The 20,073-nt window shown below is 44.7% G+C and carries 19 protein-coding genes; 1 reads left to right on the forward strand and 18 read right to left on the reverse strand.

The features are described 5' to 3' along the window. Nucleotides 1-82: 82 nt before the first annotated feature. The 6 genes from JOC95_RS10500 to JOC95_RS10525 form a co-directional block, all read right to left on the reverse strand. Nucleotides 83-667 carry a hypothetical protein gene (locus JOC95_RS10500; RefSeq protein ID WP_204415904.1) on the reverse strand — a complete coding sequence of 195 codons (585 nt, stop codon included), beginning with the start codon at nt 665-667 and terminating at the stop codon, nt 83-85. Nucleotides 668-730: 63 nt separating this feature from the next. After that, nucleotides 731-1,723 carry a flotillin-like protein FloA gene (gene floA / locus JOC95_RS10505; protein WP_204416453.1) on the reverse strand — a complete coding sequence of 331 codons (993 nt, stop codon included), beginning with the start codon at nt 1,721-1,723 and terminating at the stop codon, nt 731-733. Next, nucleotides 1,723-3,075: an NfeD family protein gene (locus JOC95_RS10510; RefSeq protein WP_204415906.1), complete on the reverse strand. Its 1,353-nt coding sequence runs from the start codon at nt 3,073-3,075 to the stop codon at nt 1,723-1,725. The genes floA and JOC95_RS10510 overlap by 1 nt, the downstream gene beginning before the upstream one ends. A 204-nt stretch (nt 3,076-3,279) precedes the next feature. Continuing rightward, the gene (locus JOC95_RS10515; RefSeq protein ID WP_204415908.1) at nt 3,280-3,723 is read right to left on the reverse strand and encodes a GatB/YqeY domain-containing protein; all 444 of its coding nucleotides are present in this window, start codon (nt 3,721-3,723) and stop codon (nt 3,280-3,282) included. Nucleotides 3,724-3,738: 15 nt separating this feature from the next. Further along, nucleotides 3,739-3,912, reverse strand: coding sequence for a 30S ribosomal protein S21 (gene rpsU, locus JOC95_RS10520; RefSeq protein WP_010196218.1), 174 nt, complete (start codon nt 3,910-3,912; stop codon nt 3,739-3,741). A 140-nt stretch (nt 3,913-4,052) separates the two neighbouring features. Continuing rightward, the gene (locus JOC95_RS10525) at nt 4,053-4,631 is read right to left on the reverse strand and encodes a flavin reductase family protein (RefSeq protein ID WP_204415910.1); all 579 of its coding nucleotides are present in this window, start codon (nt 4,629-4,631) and stop codon (nt 4,053-4,055) included. Between the two features lie 58 nt (nt 4,632-4,689). On the opposite strand from JOC95_RS10525, the gene JOC95_RS10530 reads away from it, so the two are divergent. Continuing rightward, nucleotides 4,690-5,616 (forward strand): Na/Pi symporter, encoded by a 927-nt coding sequence (locus JOC95_RS10530; protein WP_204415912.1) that lies wholly within the window; start codon nt 4,690-4,692, stop codon nt 5,614-5,616. 466 nt (nt 5,617-6,082) lie between these two features. On the opposite strand, the gene deoC is transcribed toward JOC95_RS10530, so the two are convergent. From deoC to spoIIP, 12 genes are all read right to left on the reverse strand, one after another. Next, a complete protein-coding gene (deoC, locus tag JOC95_RS10535; RefSeq protein ID WP_204415914.1) occupies nt 6,083-6,754 on the reverse strand; it encodes a deoxyribose-phosphate aldolase in 672 nt (223 codons plus the stop codon). Between the two features lie 164 nt (nt 6,755-6,918). Then, nucleotides 6,919-8,283, reverse strand: a complete 1,365-nt coding sequence (mtaB, locus tag JOC95_RS10540; RefSeq protein ID WP_204415916.1) for a tRNA (N(6)-L-threonylcarbamoyladenosine(37)-C(2))-methylthiotransferase MtaB — start codon at nt 8,281-8,283, stop codon at nt 6,919-6,921. Nucleotides 8,284-8,298: 15 nt separating this feature from the next. After that, a complete protein-coding gene (locus tag JOC95_RS10545; protein ID WP_204415918.1) occupies nt 8,299-9,054 on the reverse strand; it encodes a 16S rRNA (uracil(1498)-N(3))-methyltransferase in 756 nt (251 codons plus the stop codon). Between the two features lie 15 nt (nt 9,055-9,069). Beyond that, on the reverse strand, nt 9,070-10,011 hold the full coding sequence (prmA, locus tag JOC95_RS10550; RefSeq protein WP_204415920.1) for a 50S ribosomal protein L11 methyltransferase: 942 nt from the start codon (nt 10,009-10,011) through the stop codon (nt 9,070-9,072). Between the two features lie 29 nt (nt 10,012-10,040). Next, nucleotides 10,041-11,177: a molecular chaperone DnaJ gene (gene dnaJ, locus JOC95_RS10555; RefSeq protein WP_204415922.1), complete on the reverse strand. Its 1,137-nt coding sequence runs from the start codon at nt 11,175-11,177 to the stop codon at nt 10,041-10,043. A gap of 180 nt (nt 11,178-11,357) precedes the next feature. Next, nucleotides 11,358-13,199, reverse strand: coding sequence for a molecular chaperone DnaK (dnaK, locus tag JOC95_RS10560; RefSeq protein ID WP_204415931.1), 1,842 nt, complete (start codon nt 13,197-13,199; stop codon nt 11,358-11,360). Nucleotides 13,200-13,246: 47 nt separating this feature from the next. Continuing rightward, a complete protein-coding gene (gene grpE, locus JOC95_RS10565) occupies nt 13,247-13,804 on the reverse strand; it encodes a nucleotide exchange factor GrpE (RefSeq protein WP_204415933.1) in 558 nt (185 codons plus the stop codon). Between the two features lie 195 nt (nt 13,805-13,999). Then, nucleotides 14,000-15,031 carry a heat-inducible transcriptional repressor HrcA gene (hrcA, locus tag JOC95_RS10570; RefSeq protein WP_204415935.1) on the reverse strand — a complete coding sequence of 344 codons (1,032 nt, stop codon included), beginning with the start codon at nt 15,029-15,031 and terminating at the stop codon, nt 14,000-14,002. Between the two features lie 81 nt (nt 15,032-15,112). Next, nucleotides 15,113-16,252, reverse strand: a complete 1,140-nt coding sequence (hemW, locus tag JOC95_RS10575; protein WP_204415937.1) for a radical SAM family heme chaperone HemW — start codon at nt 16,250-16,252, stop codon at nt 15,113-15,115. A gap of 102 nt (nt 16,253-16,354) precedes the next feature. Continuing rightward, complete coding sequence (gene lepA / locus JOC95_RS10580) at nt 16,355-18,190, reverse strand: translation elongation factor 4 (protein ID WP_204415940.1); 1,836 nt, start codon at nt 18,188-18,190, stop codon at nt 16,355-16,357. Nucleotides 18,191-18,495: 305 nt separating this feature from the next. Next, on the reverse strand, nt 18,496-18,846 hold the full coding sequence (locus JOC95_RS10585) for a DUF3679 domain-containing protein (protein WP_204415942.1): 351 nt from the start codon (nt 18,844-18,846) through the stop codon (nt 18,496-18,498). 24 nt (nt 18,847-18,870) lie between these two features. Continuing rightward, nucleotides 18,871-20,061 carry a stage II sporulation protein P gene (gene spoIIP / locus JOC95_RS10590; protein ID WP_204415944.1) on the reverse strand — a complete coding sequence of 397 codons (1,191 nt, stop codon included), beginning with the start codon at nt 20,059-20,061 and terminating at the stop codon, nt 18,871-18,873. Nucleotides 20,062-20,073: the final 12 nt, after the last annotated feature.

Raw genomic sequence — 20,073 nt, forward strand, 5'->3', positions numbered from 1 at the left:
TGAGAAAAAAGAGGGTTCTATCACTGAATTTACTCGGCAATCAAAAAAATCCCATACCGTTTAGAACGGCATGGGATGATATTCAACCTTTCCTTCTAGAGGCAGCATAATGCTGCGAATAGATTGGGGAATGAGGGTTCCTCGCACGTGGCTGACCGAGGATTTCTGCCCACATGACACCCTCCACCACACGTTTCGGGTTGATTTTATGGTTCTTAACTACTCTTCCTTCAGAAAGCTGCAGCTCCTGTTTTAGTATGGGGCTGTTTTTGACGATTTCCTGTTGCTTGATGGAAAGCTCCTGGACTTTTTCCTTCATCTGGAGTGGAGCGGTCTGTTTTGCTGTTGCGACCTGTTCTTTCTTTTTTTCCAAGTAAGGAGAAAGTGTCTCCCTTACCTTCTTTTCCAACTCTTCCTTCGTTTCGTTGAAGATGTCTATATCCCAGTCAAAGCTTTCCTGTTTCTTTTCTTCCCTGGGTTCATTGTTTGGATAAGCAGATTGAGTCTGCGGCTCTGTATGCTGCCCAGACTGCCTTTGCTGTCTTTGCTGCTGACGCCTCTTTTGTTCCTCTTGTTTCGATTTCTTTCCAAACAATCCGGTAATGGCACCGATCAACAGGACCAAAAGCAGGGGGTTACTAAGGAATAATTCAATGATGGTACCCAATGGTCAATCTTCCTCCCTTCCTAAAGGAGCAGGGAAAATGAAGCATTTCCCCCAAATCGTATATTACTTCTTGTCTCCATCTTCAGGTGTATCATTCAACTTCCCGATAGAATCTCTCATGTCCGTATCAGCAGTGATGTTCTTAATGTTCATATAATCCATCACGCCGATATTACCTGAACGCAGGGCTTCTGCCATCGCAAGTGGAACTTCCGCTTCGGCTTCTACAACCTTTGCACGCATTTCTTCTACGCGGGCGCGCATTTCCTGCTCTTGCGCAACGGCCATCGCACGGCGTTCCTCAGCTTTAGCCTGAGCAATTTTCTTATCTGCTTCCGCTTGGTCAGTCTGTAATTCAGCACCAATGTTTTTCCCGATATCAATGTCCGCGATATCGATGGATAGGATTTCAAACGCTGTTCCTGCATCCAAACCTTTGGATAGGACTGTTTGTGAAATCATATCAGGATTTTCCAATACTTTTTTATGATTATCAGCAGAACCGATTGTACTGACGATACCTTCACCTACACGGGCGATGACCGTTTCTTCTCCCGCTCCCCCTACTAGACGCTCTATGTTCGCACGAACGGTAATACGGGCTTTTGCCTTTACTTCAATTCCATCCATCGCAACACCGGCGATAAATGGTGTTTCGATTACTTTAGGGTTTACGGACATTTGAACTGCCTCGAGTACGTCACGGCCTGCAAGGTCGATTGCAGCTCCACGCTCGAAAGGTAATTCGATGTTCGCACGTTGCGCTGCAATAAGTGCATTCACAACACGATCCACATTTCCTCCAGCTAAATAGTGACTCTCCAACTGGTTTGTTGTTACATCCACGCCTGCTTTATGGGCTTTGATCAATGGATTGATAACACGGCTCGGGATAACCCTTCTTAATCTCATCCCTACAAGTGTGAAGATACTCACTCTGACCCCTGCAGCCAATGCTGAAATCCAGAGCATTACCGGTACAAATGTCATCAGTACCGCAAAAAAGATTATTCCCAAAACAACTGCTACTAAAATTATCAATGAAGTTGGATCCATCATTCATTTCCTCCTGTCAAATCTTCTGTGTGTATTTCTCTAACAACAATTCTAGGACCTTCCGCTTTTACAATTCTTACTCGTTTGTTCGAGCCGATAAAGCTGCCTTCGGTCACAACATCAATGCGTTCTTCTCTGATGACTGCTGTACCTGAAGGTCTTAACGGTGTTAATGTCACACCCTCCTGCCCGACCAGTTCGATACGCGATACATTTGATACATAGCCCTGCTCCGTATTGGTGGAATCGCGCAGGATGATGCGGTCAAAAAGGCGGATCCGCTTTCCGAATACGGTAAAGAGGACTACCATCGCAACAACCGTCACGACCATGGCAACCAGCAAGGAAATGCCAGTCTGCACTATATTACCTGTGGCTAAAAAGAAACTTGTAATCACTGCGCCTAATCCTAACACGCCTAAAATCCCCCCAGGCACAAATATCTCGAGCACTATGAATATGACACCGAGTATGAACAAAATCATCGTTTCCATTCCGGCCAGGCCTGCTACAAGATGCCCGTAGAAGAATAGCAATAAAGCACTGATCCCCATAAAGCCAGGTATTCCAAACCCGGGAGAATAAAGTTCAAGGACAAGGCCCAAAGATCCTACAGATAACAGGATCGAGACGACAATCGGGTTTGTCAGGAAACGGGCGACACTCTCTGCAAATGAAACCTCGACATTCACCACTTTCGCATCCTCATAACCCAAAGTTTGCAGTAGCTCGTCAAGATTTTTCACAGTCCCTTCGGAATACTCGATCTCCAATGCCTCTTTTGGACCCAGTGTCAGTAATTCTCCTTTGGGAGCACCAAGTTCTGGCAGATCCACTTCTGTATCAGCCATGGCTTTTGCATACAAGGGATCCCTTCCACTTGACTCTGCGGCATTTTCCATTTCCTGCAGCCAGTAGGATTGAGACTTTTTATCTGCTGCATTACCGTCACCGGTGATCACAGCAGCTGCCCCCATTGTAGCCCCTGGTGTCATATAAATTTTATCGGCATAAAGGGCGAGATATGCACCTGCCGACAATGCCCTTGTATCAATGAATGCAACACTTGGGATAGAGGTGGATTTGAAGCTCTTGGATATATCGCTTGCAGCATCCACCAGTCCTCCCGGAGTATGCAGCTTGTATATGATAAGATCTGCACCTGCATCCTCCGCTTCCTCTATCGACCTGTTAATAAAGGCAAGCAGCCCACTTTCAACCGTATCCTCAACCGGAATGACGTAGACAAGCTTTTCTGCACCATCCACAGTTGACGGCGCCATCGGGAAAAGAGAAAGTATTAAAGCAAGTAAAAAAGCACTAACATAACCTATACGAAGAACCTTTTTCATGATGTCCCCCTCTCCAACCATTCTTCCTTTTTATCTTTCACCGTGCCTACTAAGTAATACGCACAAACTCCAGCCAGGTTTCAGATTTTATGTATTTTTTAATGAAATTATTTTTATAAGGGCGGAGTTTTGAAAAAAAGATGGGGAAAAGGAAATGAATGTAAAAATAGCATCTTACATGTGTAAGATGCTATTTTAATGTTTTTATGAAAGATGTTGTTGTACAAGTTTGTTAACAAGGCTACCGTCCGCTTTGCCCTTAACCTTAGGCATTAAAGCTCCCATCACTTTACCCATGTCAGCTTTTGAAGTAGCGTTCACATCAGAGATTGTCTGTTGAACAATTGCTGATACTTCTTCTTCAGATAACTGTTCAGGCAAATAATGTTCGACTATCGCAAGTTCACCTTGTAATTTATGAACCAAGTCTTCACGACCGGCTTTATCAAATTCATGGAGGGAGTCTTTACGTTGCTTTAATTCACGAGACAATACGGTAAGTTCTTCCTCTTCAGTTAAATCTCTGCCATGCTTGATGGACTCGTTTTGAATTGCAGACTTAACCATTCTGAGTACGGAAAGCTTCTCTTTGTCCTTATCCTTCATAGCTTGCTTAATATCGGTATTTAAACGCTCGAGAAGACTCATTCTTACACCCTCTTGTTAAAATTTACGCTTTCTAGCAGCTTCAGACTTCTTCTTGCGTCTTACGCTTGGCTTTTCATAGAATTCACGCTTTCTTGCTTCTTGCAACGTACCAGTTTTTGAAACTGAACGTTTGAAACGGCGAAGAGCATCTTCAAGCGATTCGTTTTTACGAACAACTGTTTTTGACATTCTAATTCCCTCCCTCCAGAACAACCACTAACATTTTCAGAAAAAACATGGACTATACTTGAAAAAACCATGTATAGAACATGTACTTTCCAATTATAATATATCTGTTTGTGATGGTCAACAATTATAAGGAATTGCTTTTAAACATTCTTCTTCGTACTGTTATCGTGATATAAGTTTATAACCTTACTTTCCTTCCCAGCAATCATATACTGAGATCTCCCCAAATAGAGCGGAATCGATAGCTTATCCCATTGCGGAAGACCATTTTCGTGAAATAGCATATCATCTTTATAAAAACCTGTCATCTCGCCAACAAACCAATCATGGTCTCCATATGTCCGCTGATCCATCACCTTGCACTCGTAGGCAATGTAAGCATGGTCGAGGATCGGTGCTCCTATTGTTCTCCCTTTCGTATAGGGTGCGTTCATTTCCGTCAATTTATCAGTCTCCATGCCACTTTTTGTACCTGAAAATTGTATGTAATGTGCGTAAGCCTCCGGCACAAAATTTATCGCAAATTCCCCAGACCCTTCTATCAGATGATGTGTGTACCTTTCCTTAGCAATTGCGACCCCATAAATGGGTGGTTCATAAGAGATATAGCTATGCCAGCCGGCGGCCATGATATTGACCTTGCCCCCGCTTGCAGCTGTAACAAGTGCCACCATGCCCGGGTAACTGTGCATCACCGTTTTTTCCGTCCATTTCCTCATGCATCCTTCTCCTTTTTGTCATTCTTGTCCACCTTTCTCCATATAGTGAAGAGAGGTGATGGGCTTGTTTACTATTATAACGTTGTTTTTTGTTTATTTAGCGATATTTTTATATGGAATGACCGTTATGCGCACAGGTCTTTTAAACCTGACAGAGGACAGGACAAAGGGGTTTCTGCAGCATTTTACCGATCACCCGATTAAAGGCATGATGATAGGAGCGGTACTGACGGCATTGCTTCAGAGCAGTTCGGCGGTCATGGTGATCACTGTGGGCCTTGTAGCCGCCGGCTATCTCAGCTTTTATCAGTCCATCGGAATCATGCTTGGAAGCAACATCGGAACGACATTGACTACAGAACTGATCACTCTTGATATTTCAAATTATGTCTTCCCATTGTTGATTATCGGTTTTCTATTACTTTTCTCAAAAAAGAAACTTCCGTTCAGTATCGGATCTTCCATTTTCGGTCTTGGATGCCTGTTTGTTGCAATGGGGGGATTTGAAAGTCTCGCACTACCCCTTTCCCTGTTTCCGAATGTACAGGAATTTCTGATGCATACAAATGACCGGCACCTGATTGGCGTATTTCTTGGGACTGTCATCACGGCACTCATCCATTCAAGTTCAGCAACTGTCGGTATCAGCATGAGCTTTTTGAATAATGGCCTTCTGTCACTGCCGGCAGGGATAGCCATCATGCTTGGAGCAAATATCGGTACATGCATCACTGCATATATGGCAAGCATCGGGGGGATTAAAGAAGCAAAGCTCACTGCCTATGCGCATATCTGGCTGAATGTTTTTGGTGTATTGGCGTTTTTCCCATTGATTCCTTTATTGGGTAAGGTTGTGGAGTTTCTGGCAGTAAGTGCGGATGTACAGCTGGCCCATTCCAGCGTTATTTTCAATATTGTATGTTCGTTTGTGGCACTGCCATTTGTGAAGCCTTTTTCGAGGTTTGTGGAGAGGTTGCATCGGTAAAATAATTTTACACGTGAAATATTGCCCGTTGATTTCCGCTCCAGACACAAGACTCGCCGGGGACGGATGGGAGCCTCCTCGGCTTCGCCTGTGGGGTCTCCCATGCCCTCTACTTTCCCGCAGGAGTCAAGTGTCCTCCGCTACAATCAACTCAGGTGTTAAATATTATTTTCTCTACTGAAGTAATTAAGACAAAATTTTTTCTACCCTTAGAAAGGAGAATTCTCTACTTTAAGTCACCCCTGTTGGTTGGAGTGCAAGGCGTGAGACTCCTGCGGGAGCAGCGTGTCAATGGAGACCCCGCAGGTGCGTAGCACCGAGGAGGCTCCCGAGGCCGCCCGCGGAAAGCGAACGCCTGGAACGGAGACCAACAGTGTGTTTAATGTTGACATCCTATCTTTATTCCATTTTTTCTTTAAAATCCCAAAAAAAGAGCATCCAATCTGGACGCTCTTTTTCATGTATATTAATAGTCGCTGTCTGCAGTCAGTCCGTTGACGATTGCGATTCCGGAGCTTGCTCCGATACGTGTTGCGCCAGCTTCGATCATTTCTTTTGCATCCTGTGCATTTCGGACACCACCGGAAGCTTTTACTCCGATTTCAGGTCCTACAGTTTTTCTCATCAATGCGATGTCGGCAGCTGTTGCTCCACCAGTAGAGAAACCTGTAGAGGTTTTTACGAAATCTGCGCCTGCTTTTACTGCAAGTTCACATGCTCTTACTTTTTCTTCATCTGTAAGAAGGCAAGATTCGATGATCACTTTTGTCAGTGCTTTTCCTTTCGCAGCTTCCACAACTGCACGGATGTCTCTTTCAACAAGCTCGTTGTCGCCGTCCTTTAATGCTGAAATGTTGATGACCATGTCCACTTCAGTTGCGCCGTTTTCAATGGCATTCGTTGTTTCGAATGCTTTTACCTCTGGAGTGTTTGCCCCTAATGGGAAACCGATAACGGTACAAACATCCACTTCACTGCCTTCAAGTAATTGTGCAGCAGTTTTTACCCAACCTGGGTTTACACAAACAGATGCAAAGTTATATTCTCTTGCTTCTTGGCATAATGTTGTGATTGCTTCTTTAGTAGCGTCCGCTTTTAATAATGTATGATCAATGATTTCTCCAATGTTTGTATGCATAGTATATGCTCCTTTCAATATAAGAGGTCTGACCTCTAACATCACCTTAGCCATCATAACATGTTTGATTGTTTTTGGCGAGTACAATGATAGTATTTCCTCTAACTTTTTCTCCACAAAAAAAAGTGATTCCATCTTTTCCAATGGAATCACTCTATTTACAATTATGAACTTAGGCGAACCTGCTCTTCTTCAAGACGCGTTGCATCGTCCAGGATCCGGACAAATTGACCTTCGTTATAAGGGTAGCCCGCTTTGGTAATTTTCACTTTGACAAGTTTACCGACCATTTCTTCATTAGCCGGGAAGACCACTTTCAGATAGTTGTCCGTATAACCTACATACAACCCTTTTTCTGGTTCTTCTTTATAGATTTCCTCAGGAATCACTTCCAAAACTTCCTCTTCGAAGTTGGAAGCATATTCTTTTGCAAGTTGATTGGAAAGCTCGATGAGGCGATGAACACGCTCATTTTTAACTTCCTCATCCACTTGGTCCGTCATACGTGCTGCAGGCGTTCCGGTACGTTTGGAGTATGGGAACACATGAAGCTCTGAGAATTTATGTTCCTTGATGAAATTGTAGGTTTCCATGAATTCCTCTTCCGTTTCACCAGGGAATCCGACAATGACATCGGAAGTAATCGCTAGACCAGGCAATGCTTCCTTCAGGCGATTCAAACGGTCAGCGAAGAATTCCATCGTATATTTACGACGCATTCTTTTCAACACCGTATTAGACGCGGATTGGATCGGAATGTGAAGATGACGCACAATTTTATCCGAATCATTCAATACTTGGATCACTTCATCGGTGATCTGGCTTGCTTCTATGGAAGAAATACGGATACGCTTCAAGCCCTTGACTCTTTTGTCCAGTTCACGGAGAAGCATGGCAAAATTGTAGTCCTTCATGTCTTCACCGTATCCGCCTGTGTGGATTCCAGTCAGGACGATTTCCTTATAACCTGCATCAACCAATTGTTGAGCCTGTGTGATGACTTCCTCCGGATCACGGGAGCGCATCAGACCGCGTGCCCAAGGAATGATACAGAACGTACAGAAGTTGTTACACCCTTCCTGGATTTTCAACGATGCACGGGTGCGGTCAGTGAAAGCCGGGACATCAAGCTCCTCATAAACACGCGCTTTCATGATATTCCCCACTCCGTTGATCGGTTGGCGTTCCTGCTTGAATTGTTCAATATACTCAAGCATTTTCACTCGGTCCTGGGTTCCCACTACGATATCAACGCCTGGGATTGCCATGATTTCCGCCGGGGAGGTCTGGGCGTAGCAGCCTGTGACACAGATGACTGCGTCTGGATTTTTTCTGATGGCACGGCGAATGACCTGGCGACTTTTCTTATCGCCTGTGTTCGTTACCGTACAGGTATTGATGACATACACATCTGCAGTTCCTTCAAATTCGGTTCTTTCATAATCATTTGCTTTGAATAACTGCCAGATTGCTTCTGTTTCATAATGATTTACTTTACATCCAAGTGTGTGAAAGGCAACAGTTGGCATGTTTTTCACCTCACATTAATTCATTAGTTCAAAATGATACGACATGGCACTGAGCGCATAGAGCGGTGCCGTCTCTGTCCTTAGGATCCGGGGACCTAATGCACAGAGGATAAATCCTTGCTCAGTAAGCTTATCTATTTCTTTTTCGGAAAGTCCGCCTTCTGGTCCGAAAAGCATCAGTACAGACTCTCCCGCATTCATATTTTGTAGCGCCTGGGCAAAGGCAGATCGCTCACCCTTTTTGGCACTTTCCTCATAAGCGACTAGTTTATAATCGTAGTTCCCGCTTTTTTTTAATAGCTCTGCAAATGAAAGTGGGGCAGTAACTTCAGGCAGAAAAGAACGATGGGATTGCTCGGCAGCTTCCTTTGCAATCTTGTTCCATCGCTCCACCTTTTTCTGACCTTTTTTCTCATCCCATTTTACGATGGAACGGGCAGCATTAAAAGGGATAAACATTTCTGCGCCAAGTTCTGTTCCCTTTTGAATGACAAGTTCCAATTTATCCCCTTTGGGCAGCCCGTTCGCAATGGTTACACGAACCGGTAATTCCACTTCAGCACTTATCCATTCTACAATATGGGCCACAACCATATCATTGGTAATTTCAGCAATTTGACATAGAGCGGTCTGCCTTGTATCAGACAGGCTGCAGAGCAGGCGATCCTCTACATTCATCCGCATCACTCTCGCAATATGATGAACATCCTCACCAGTAATGGTAATCGTCTGGTCCTCTATTTGATTGGAATGGACAAAATAACGCTGCATGCTAATCCCGCTTTCTTAGTTTTCTTTTTTTGCTATAAAGGCAACCCAGTCTTCCATCATCATCGTCTCTTCAATCTTGAAGCCGGATTTGATCAAAGCATCCTTCACTTCCTGCTTTTTCGTACTGATGATACCTGAAGAGATAAATGTACCGCCGTTTTCCAATACCCTGAAAACGTCATCTGTGAATCGGACGATCACTTCAGCAAGGATGTTGGCAACCACTACATTTACTGGCCCTTCCACATTGTTAAGAAGGTTGTTCTGTTTCACGGTTACACGCGGATGCACTTTATTCAGCTTGATGTTCAGTTTGGCAGATTCGACGGCCACATCATCAAGGTCCAAAGCAAGTACCTCTTGTGCGTCCATCATGGCAGCAGCAATACTCAGGACTCCAGATCCGGTACCAACATCAATCACCTTGTCATCGGGTTGAACTGTACGCTCAATCGCCTGGATGCAAAGGACTGTCGTCGGATGGGTACCCGTTCCGAATGCCATTCCTGGATCAAGTTCAATGATTTTTTCATCTGAACTCACCGGCTCATATGTTTCCCATGTTGGCACAATGGTGAATTTCTCGGAAATCTTGACAGGATTATAGTACTTTTTCCAGGCTGTCGCCCATTCCTCTTCATTTACTTCACTGATGGAAATATTGTTTAATCCAAGATCGATATCAAATAGAAGAAGATTGTTTATGGCCTCTTTGATCCCCTCTACCGTTTCGCCCAAAAAGCTGTTAACTGGCAGGTAGGCTTTCATAATGACGCCTTCTTCCGGATAATCATCAGGATTGAGTTGGTATATCTCCCCGAATTTGTCTTCTCTTTCCTTCGTGAGATCAAATGGATCCTCGATCACCACTCCACTGGCACCAGCCTCGTGAAGAATATGTGAAATCGGTTCAACCGCTTCATTTGTTGTATGGATACTAATTTCTGACCATTTCATAATACCAACTCCAATCCTACCATTAATGATTATTCTCCCTTAAGCACGCGCTTCACTTTTGCAAAAAATCCATCTTCATTCTCATCAGGCAGTTGGCCGCTGACTTCGGCGAATTCACGCATAAGCTGCTTTTGTTTTTCTGAAAGCTTTGTAGGAGTTACAACTCGAATCTTGATATGCTGATCGCCCTGACCGTATCCACGAACATTGGCAATCCCTTTTCCTTTTAGGCGGAAATTCGTGCCTGTCTGTGTACCGGCAGGAACCTTCAATTTCACTTTTCCGTGCAGGGTAGGCACCTCTACCTCATCACCAAGTGCAGCTTGTGCAAACGTGATCGGCATTTCACAGTAAACATCATCTCCATCACGTTCAAAGAATTCATGGTTGCGAACATGGAACACGATGTAAAGGTCTCCCGCTGGACCACCGTTTACGCCCGCTTCCCCTTTGCCTGCCACTCGCAATTGCTGCCCATCATCAATGCCTGCCGGGATTTTCACATGGATGGTATTGCGTTTCTTCACGCGGCCTGCACCATGGCAAGTCGAACATTTATGAGGAATCGATTTTCCTGTACCTTTACACACTGAACATGTACGACGGTTAACGATACGACCAAACGGCGTGTTCTGCTCGACACTCTCCTGCCCTGTACCGCGGCAGTTGGAACAGGTTTCCACTTTCGTGCCAGGCTTCGCACCAGTCCCTGAACACGTGTCACAGGATTCCTCCACCGGTATTTCAATGTCGGTTTCCTTGCCGAATGCCGCTTCCTCAAATTTGAGCGTCATGGTGTATTGAAGATCAGATCCCTGTCTTGGTGCATTCGGATCACGGCGACGCCTGCCGCCACCCTGTCCGCCAAAGAAAGTCTCGAAAATATCTTCAAAGCCGAAGCCGCCACCGAAGTCCGAGCCTCCGCCAAATCCGCCGAAGCCTTGGTTAGGGTCGGTATGGCCGAATTGGTCATAGTGCGATCTCTTCTGATCATCACTTAAGACTTCATAGGCTTCCTTGATCTCCTTGAATTTATCAGCTGCATCCGCCTCTTTGTTGATGTCTGGATGGTATTGTTTGGACAGCTTGCGGTATGCCTTTTTCAGTTCATCTTTCGACGCGCTTTTACTGACGCCAAGTACTTCATAGTAATCGCGTTTACTCATTAAATACCCACTCCCGATCTATTCACATAAAGGTTATTGTATCACTTTTGAGCTTTAAAAAGCAATAAAAGGTTAGACCTCTCCATCCCATTTTGTGATTTCTATTTACATGAAAAAGAAAGTCAAAGCCTAGGCTTCGACTTTCTTCTTTTAATGGTTCAAAAGTCCGGAGACTTCAGCTTATTTCTTATCGTCGTTTACTTCTTCGTATTCTGCGTCCACAACATTATCGTCTTGGTTTGCAGATCCAGCTTCAGCGCCTTCTGCTCCTTGAGCAGCTTGCTGTGCTTGTGCTGCTTGCTCATAAAGCTTCATGGAAAGCTGTTGTACGATTTCCTGAAGTGCATCTTTCTTTGTGCGGATTTCCGCTAAATCGTTTTTCTCGATTGCAGCTTTCAATTCTTCCTTCGCATCTTCTGCTTTTTTCACTTCTGCTTCTTCCACTTTGCCTTCTACTTCTTTAAGTGTCTTTTCAGTAGTGAATAACAATTGGTCAGCTTCGTTGCGAAGTTCCACTTCTTCCTTGCGCTGCTTATCTGCATCCGCATTTTCTTCCGCTTCTCTTACCATGCGTTGGATCTCATCCTCGGATAAGCCTGAAGAAGATTTAATTGTGATAGTTTGCTCTTTATTTGTGCCAAGGTCTTTCGCACGAACGTTTACGATACCATTCTTGTCGATATCAAAAGATACTTCGATTTGTGGTACGCCACGTGGTGCAGGCGGGATGTCCGTCAATTGGAAACGACCAAGTGTTTTGTTGTCGTTAGCCATCGGGCGCTCACCTTGAAGCACATGGATGTCCACTGCAGTTTGGCTGTCAGCAGCTGTTGAGAATACTTGAGACTTGCTTGTAGGAATTGTTGTGTTTCTTTCGATAAGCTTCGTGAATACTCCGCCCATCGTTTCAATTCCTAAAGAAAGTGGTGTTACGTCAAGAAGTACTACGTCTTTAACGTCTCCAGTCAATACTCCACCTTGGATTGCAGCACCTAGTGCAACAACTTCATCCGGGTTAACCCCTTTGTGAGGATCTTTTCCTGTTTCTTTCTTGATAGCATCTTGTACTGCAGGGATACGAGTAGACCCACCAACAAGAATTACTTTATCAAGTTCAGAAGCGGAGATGCCAGCATCTTGTAGTGCTTGGCGGACAGGACCCATTGTACGTTCAACCAGTGAAGACGTGATATCGTCAAATTTCGCACGGGATAAGCTCACTTCCAAGTGAAGAGGCCCAGCTTCTCCAGCCGTGATGAATGGCAGGGAGATTTGCGTGTTTGTCACTCCGGAAAGATCCTTTTTCGCTTTCTCAGCAGCATCCTTCAGACGTTGCAATGCCATTTTATCTTTAGAAAGGTCGATGCCATTCTCTTTTTTGAATTCTGCAACAAGATAGTCGATGATCACTTGGTCAAAGTCGTCTCCACCAAGACGGTTGTCACCGGCTGTAGAGCGTACTTCGAACACGCCGTCTCCAAGCTCAAGTACGGAAACGTCGAACGTACCGCCTCCAAGGTCATAAACAAGGATGGTCTGATCTTCGTCCATTTTATCCAATCCGTATGCCAATGCAGCTGCAGTCGGCTCGTTGATGATACGTTCCACTTCTAGGCCTGCAATTTTACCGGCATCTTTTGTTGCTTGACGCTCTGCATCGTTGAAGTAAGCAGGAACAGTGATTACCGCTTTGGTTACTGTTTCTCCTAAATACTCTTCCGCATAGCCTTTCAAGTGTTGAAGGATGATTGCAGAAACCTCTTGTGGAGAGTACTCTTTTCCTTCCACTTCCACTTTAAAGTCTGTACCCATGTGACGCTTGATTGACATGATTGTATTAGGGTTCGTGATGGACTGGCGCTTTGCCACTTCCCCTACTTGACGTTCCCCGTTTTTGAATGCCACAACGGAAGGAGTTGTTCTATTGCCTTCCGGATTTGGAATTACTTTTGGCTCGCCGCCTTCAAGGACAGCAACACATGAGTTTGTTGTTCCTAAGTCAATACCGATAATTTTACTCATCTTGTTTTCCTCCTAATGCTTATATGTAGTTACACTTTTTCAGTCGATTATTGCTTTACTTTCACCATGGATGGGCGAATGATGCGGTCTTTCAGTTTATATCCTTTTTGGAACTCTTCGAGGACTGTATTGGACTCCCCTTCGCCTTCTTCCACTTGCATCACTGCCTGGTGTAGATGCGGATCGAATTCCTGGCCCACAGAGTCGATTGCTTCAAGACCCTCATTCTTTAATGCTTCTAGTAGCTGGCGGTGCACCATTTCCATGCCCTGCAAGAATGTTTTTGTCTTTTCATCCTCGGCTTCCACTTTAAGCGCCCGTTCAAAGTTATCTAAAGCAGGAAGTATATCTGTAACAAGATTTTGCGCGCGATATTTTTGCGCTGCCTCTTGGTCAAGTCTCATGCGACGGCGGAAATTATCAAAGTCTGCCTGCAGGCGAAGGTAACGGTTTTCAGATTCTTCAAGCTTGGCTTCAAGCTCTTCAATCTTCTGCTGTTCAGGTGATACCTCCACCTCTTCTTGTACAGCTTCTGCAGTTTCCTCGTTCTCTTCCACAGTCACTTCTTCGTTTTCAACAGTTGCTTGTTCGTTCTTTTCTACCAATGGTTTCACCTCCTTAAATACGAAATGCGGAGCCGGTTTGATCAGCCCCGACAAGCATAAGACGGGTTCCGCTGGAGGTCGCCCTTTGACCTCTGGCGGAAAACGGCTAATGACCTCGAGGGGCTAGCCGGCGCAGCTGGACACCGAAATGCGAAGCCGGCTTGATTTGCCCTAACTTCTACAATATTTCCATGCTCAGTCCTTTTGATACAGCTTGGAAACGACCTGGGAAAGGTCGGAACTGACAAGCTGAAGAAGACTGATCACGCGCGAATACTCCATACGTGTAGGTCCAAGTAATGCTATCGTTCCCAACTGTTCCGGACCGATCGAATAGGTAGCGGAAATGATGCTGCAGCCTTCCATACCCGGAATATTGTTCTCGCTGCCGATCTTCACATGGATGCCGGCCTCTTTTGCACGAATATGCTGGGACAGGTCCTTTCCTTGATCGATCAATAGCATCAGCGAGCGGATCTTATTGATATCGTTGAACTCGGGCTGGGTGAGCATATTGGTCTTTCCGCCAAAAAACACCCGGTCCTTTTCTTCCATGTACAGAGTGGTACTTAACGATTGCAGGATATTTTCATAATTTCCTATATGAGAACGCAGAAGGGTTGCCACCTCTTTGTATAGCTTGTTGATCAACTCCGAAAGCGGCACTCCGATTAAACGCTCGTTTAAAATGTTCACCATTTTTTGAATGTCGGATGCATCCATATTGGCTGGAAATGTTATCATGCGATTTTCAACATGACCTGTATCCGTTACAATGATCGCAACTGCCTGCTCATGGTTTATCGGGATGATCTGCAGATTTTTCAGCTTATGATCCCTTACACCCGGTCCAAGGACAATGGAAGTATATTTCGTCAGATCGGAAAGGATCTGTGCCGATTTCTGCACTATCTTTTCCATTTCATAGATCTGCTCCCTGAAGATTGATTTTATCTCGAACACATCTCGCTTTGTCAGTCTCTCAGGTGAAAGAAGGTGATCCACATAATAGCGATACCCTTTTTCAGATGGAACTCTACCTGAGGAGGTATGTGTTTTTTCAATAAAACCTAATTCCTCCAAATCCGCCATTTCATTTCTGATGGTGGCCGAACTGAAGGATATTTCATCCTTTTTGGAGAGCGTCCTTGAGCCCACAGGTTGTGCAGAACGGATGAAGTCGTCAATAATTACTTGTAACACCAACAACTGTCGTTCTGTAAGCACTCAGCATCACCTCTGTTAGCACTCCTTTAAGTCGAGTGCTAATTCTATAAATAAATTACCAAATACCCAATCACATGTCAATCAGATCGCACCAATAAATGCTTGAAAAACTTCATTGCCAAGAAATTTTCCTTTTCGGGTCAGACGGATATAGTCGCCTTGTATTTCCAGCAGTCCTTTTTTAATGTTTTCATCAATAGGTGCTTGCAGAATATGAAGTGCATCAGCGCCAAATTTCCGCTCAAAACCGGAGATGGATACTCCCTGTGTTTTTCGCAGTCCAAGGAACATCTCCTCTTCTATTCGTTCTTCCCGCGTCACCGTATGCTCTTCTTTAATGCCGAGCCCTGTTTCGGAAATAGCATCCATGTACTTCTTCAATGGACCATGATTCGCAAGGCGCACACCATCAACATACCCATGCGCACCAGCTCCGATTCCATAATAGGATGCATTGTCCCAATAGGTGATATTGTGTCTGCTCTCGTATCCCTTTTTGGCGAAATTGGATATTTCATACTGTTGGTAGCCGTGCTTTTCCATTTCATTCATCAGCACGTCGTACATCTGCACTTCCTCCTCCTCGGTGGGAAGGGGAAGTTTCCCTTTGTTCATCAGATTATAAAAGACGGTCTTCGGTTCAATGATCAAGGAGTAGGCAGAGTAATGCTCCATATCAAGCGAGAATGCCGTCCGCAGGGTATCCTGAAAATCCTCCACCGTCTGGTCAGGCAGACTATAGATCAGATCCACACTGATGTTATCAAAACCGGCAGCCCTTGCATGCTCGATCGATTTGATAACATCCTCTTTCCGATGCGTGCGGCCGATTCTTTTCAATAACTCATCGTTGAAGCTTTGGACACCGAAACTTAGGCGATTCACCCCGCCCTCTTTTAACAGATGAAGCTTCTCAAGTGATAGGTCTCCCGGATTCGCTTCAAATGTATACTCCATATCCTGGGTCACAGGGAAATTCCGCTGAACTGAGTCTAGCAAGTAAGCCAACTGCTTTTCATTCAATGCCGTCGGAGTCCCGCCCCCGACGAAAATCGTTTCCAGATGATCGGGAGGAAACCGCTCCAATGTATGCTTCATTTCCATATCCATGAACTGTAGATATTCATCCACCGGCTGATTTTTCAAAAATACTTTATTGAAATCGCAGTAATGGCAAATATGATGACAGAACGGTATATGAAGATAGGCTGATTTAATCATAAAATCACACTTCCCTTAATTTGTCCCTACACTATAGCACAGGAAATACTTTTACGAAAAAATACCGCAGTAGGTCTGCGGTATTTTTCCTTTTGCTATATATTACTTTTTCTTCGCAGAATCGTCCATTTTCAGAACTGCCATGAAGGCTTCCTGTGGCACTTCCACAGAACCAACCTGCTTCATGCGTTTTTTACCTTCTTTTTGCTTATCCAAAAGCTTTCGTTTACGGGAAATGTCTCCTCCGTAACATTTTGCCAGTACGTTTTTACCCATGGACTTAATCGTCGATCTCGCAATGATCTTCTGACCGACAGCCGCTTGGATCGGCACCTCGAACTGTTGTCTCGGGATAAGCTCTTTTAGTTTCTCTACGATTATTTTCCCTCTGTCATAGGCTGAATCCCTGTGAACGATGAAGGAAAGTGCATCGACTTTTTCTCCATTCAGGAGAATATCCATTTTAGATAAAGCGGAAGGCTTGTACCCAATCAGTTCATAATCAAAGGAAGCATAGCCCTTTGTATTCGATTTTAACTGGTCAAAGAAATCATACACGATTTCCGCCAATGGAATTTCATAAACGATGCTCACCCGGATATCATCCAAATACTGCATATCGATAAAGTTCCCTCGCTTGTCCTGGCAAAGCTCCATGACCGCTCCGACATAGTCGTTCGGAACCATTATTGTCGCTTTGACATATGGCTCTTCCACTCGATCGATCGTTTGTGGGTCAGGGAAATTGGACGGGTTATCTACATTGAATGAGTCCCCGTTCGTTAAATGCACTTGGTAGATAACGGATGGAGCCGTTGTAATCAAGTCGATATTAAATTCACGCTCGATACGTTCCTGGATGATTTCCATGTGAAGCAGACCAAGGAATCCGCAACGGAAACCAAAGCCAAGGGCCTGTGAAGTCTCAGGCTCATACTGCAAGGCTGAATCATTCAGCTCAAGCTTCTCCAATGCATCTCGAAGGTCATTGAACTTCGCAGAATCAATCGGATAAAGTCCGCAATATACCATCGGGTTCAATTTACGGTACCCTGGAAGAGGTTCTGTTGCACCATTCTTCGCACTGGTGATGGTGTCACCCACTCGCGTGTCACCGACGTTTTTGATGGCTGCAGTCAAAAATCCTACATCCCCGACCGTCAATTCATCAAGCATCAACGCTTTGGGTGTAAACACACCAACTTCATTGACCTCAAACTCCTTGCCTGTCGCCATCATTCTGATCTTATCCCCAACCTTGACCGTACCATTCACCACACGGATGTATGCAACAACTCCACGATAAGGATCGAATAAGCTGTCAAAGATAAGTGCTTGCAATGGAGCATCCGGATCACCCTGCGGCGCCGGGATCTTTTGCACAGCCTGCTCCAGGATATCCTCGATCCCAATGCCGGCCTTTGCACTGGCCAAAACAGCATCGGATGCATCAAGTCCGATTACATCCTCGATTTCCTGGCGAACGCGCTCAGGCTCTGCACTCGGCAGGTCGATTTTATTGATGACCGGCATGATTTCAAGATTGTTATCCAATGCCAAATAAACGTTAGCAAGCGTCTGGGCTTCAATCCCCTGCGCTGCATCCACAACTAAAATGGCTCCTTCACAGGCAGCCAAGCTTCGAGAAACCTCATATGTAAAATCCACATGTCCCGGAGTATCTATCAGATGGAAAATGTATTGCTCCCCATCCTTCGCTTTATATTTTAACTGCACGGCATTTAATTTAATGGTGATTCCACGCTCACGCTCAAGGTCCATCGAATCCAAAAGCTGGTTTTTCATTTCCCTTTGCGTCAAAGCTGATGTCTTTTCCAAAATGCGGTCGGCCAAGGTGGATTTACCATGGTCGATATGGGCGATAATGGAAAAGTTCCTGATCTTTTCTTGTCGTTTTAAGCGTTCTTCTCTGTTCATCTCTTTCACTCCTACACTTTCGGCAACGTACACTATTTCTGATTATAACAATAGCGTGGGGAAGATTCAATGGTAATCGTGAAGGGGGGGAATTCGCGGGAAGAGGATGCATGAGATCTTCCTATCGGACTTTTTTGCCGGTCAATCGGACTTTTTTGGAGTTCTATTGAACTTTTTTCCTGGTCTATCGAACTTTTTTCGGTTTCTATTGACCTTTTTTGCAGTTCTATTGAACTTTTACCTATTATTGGAATTCGGCTAGGAGACAGTGAACAAAAAAACGGCCCAGCATGGGACCGTCCGCTCTATTCACTGACCTGTCCTTCGATTTTATCTGCTGCATCGTTCAGCAGCCCCGACATCAGGCTGCTCACCCCGTCTGCCAGCTTCTTTCCCATGGATGAGAAAAAATTGAACGCTTTGATTCCTTCCAGCTTTTCCTGCTTTTCCTTTATATCCTGGGAAGTGATTTCGTTGCCGAGGAATGTGCCATTATAGCCCTCAGTCGTTTCCACTACGTGAAAAGCCTTGCCATCTGAGGGGTCTTCATAGCCCTTCATCTTTCTCATACCTTCATTCGCCTGCTGCATCCCTAAAAGCACTCCAAGAAACAAAACCATTGTAATGAGGCCACTCATGAACAAAAATCTTTTCATCGCACTTTCAGCTCCTTTTATTCTTTATTGACGGTCACCCTCTGGCGTGCCATCCACTTTTTCAGCATCCCAATAGATTTCACTGAAAACATCCGCAAATATTTCGAGCGTCCTGTTCATCTCTTCAAAAGTATTGTCAACTCCGCCGACTTCTATAAGCATGGAGTTTGGTGATAGGTCTTGATTGTAAAGCCCGTTTCTCGTGGCAACTGCTGGCGGATCGAATAATCCTTTGCTCAGGCCAGGGTATTTTTCCTGCAGCTTTTCATGGATCTGATTGGCAAGCTTTTGATTTTGCTCATAGTTAGGATTCTTCTTACCGATAACAAAATATAATTTTGCGTAAGATTCTCCATTGATTTCAATGGTGGTGCTGGATCTTCTCCCCGCATCACGATGAATATCAATCAAGTAGTTAAGGTGCTGATTCCCTGCCAACGCTTCTTGAACAATTGGTCTGGTAATGTCATAGGATTTTCCGTATGTCCAGTTCTTTTCCTTTAATCCAAGCGCGGTATCCGTCGTATCAACATCTGTACCGATCCCTCTATCAATCAGTTCTTGCTGAAGCTTTGTACCAAGCTTAGTCACATTGACTTCAGGGTGACTAGCAGAATCAGGATCAGTCACACCTTTTAAATAAGGCAGAAAAGATTCACGTGAATGGGAATGGTAAATAAAAACGGTACGTTTGTCTCCAGTCGTTTGGGCAGGCGGGGGACTGTTCCCTTCACTCTCCTCCTCAAGTTCTACAGCGGATGCCTCTCTTTCCGCCAAAAGAACTTCCATCGGCGGCGAGGATTCAACAGGCATATTCGCATAGTTGATCCCTTCCCCTGCAACAAGGATCTCCCCATCATAATGAAAAAATCCCGGTATCTCATTTCTTATCAAGCTTCTCGGGTCATCCAGGTTTATGCTGGTTGTCAATTCAAACAGCGCGGAGCCATAATTAGGCTTCTTCGCCTCCTCTGACAATCCTTGGGTAAAATACGCATTGGTATAACCCAAAATATATAAAAGAGATTCTCCATTCAGTCTTTTGGAAAATTCGTTGATCGAGCTTGAGGTCACCCGATACTCCGGTTTCAGTGATGTCATTACACCGGATACCGCAAAAACGAGAATAAATCCCAAGATCACTGCTACGATTGCTTTTTTCAAGCTTGTCCCATTTACTGTTACGACGACGTTTGACGAGCGGTAGCCCTTCATGCTTTCACCCTT

Origin of the sequence: Sutcliffiella tianshenii, assembly GCF_016908565.1 — a bacterium.
Classification (GTDB): domain Bacteria; phylum Bacillota; class Bacilli; order Bacillales; family Bacillaceae_I; genus Sutcliffiella_A; species Sutcliffiella_A tianshenii.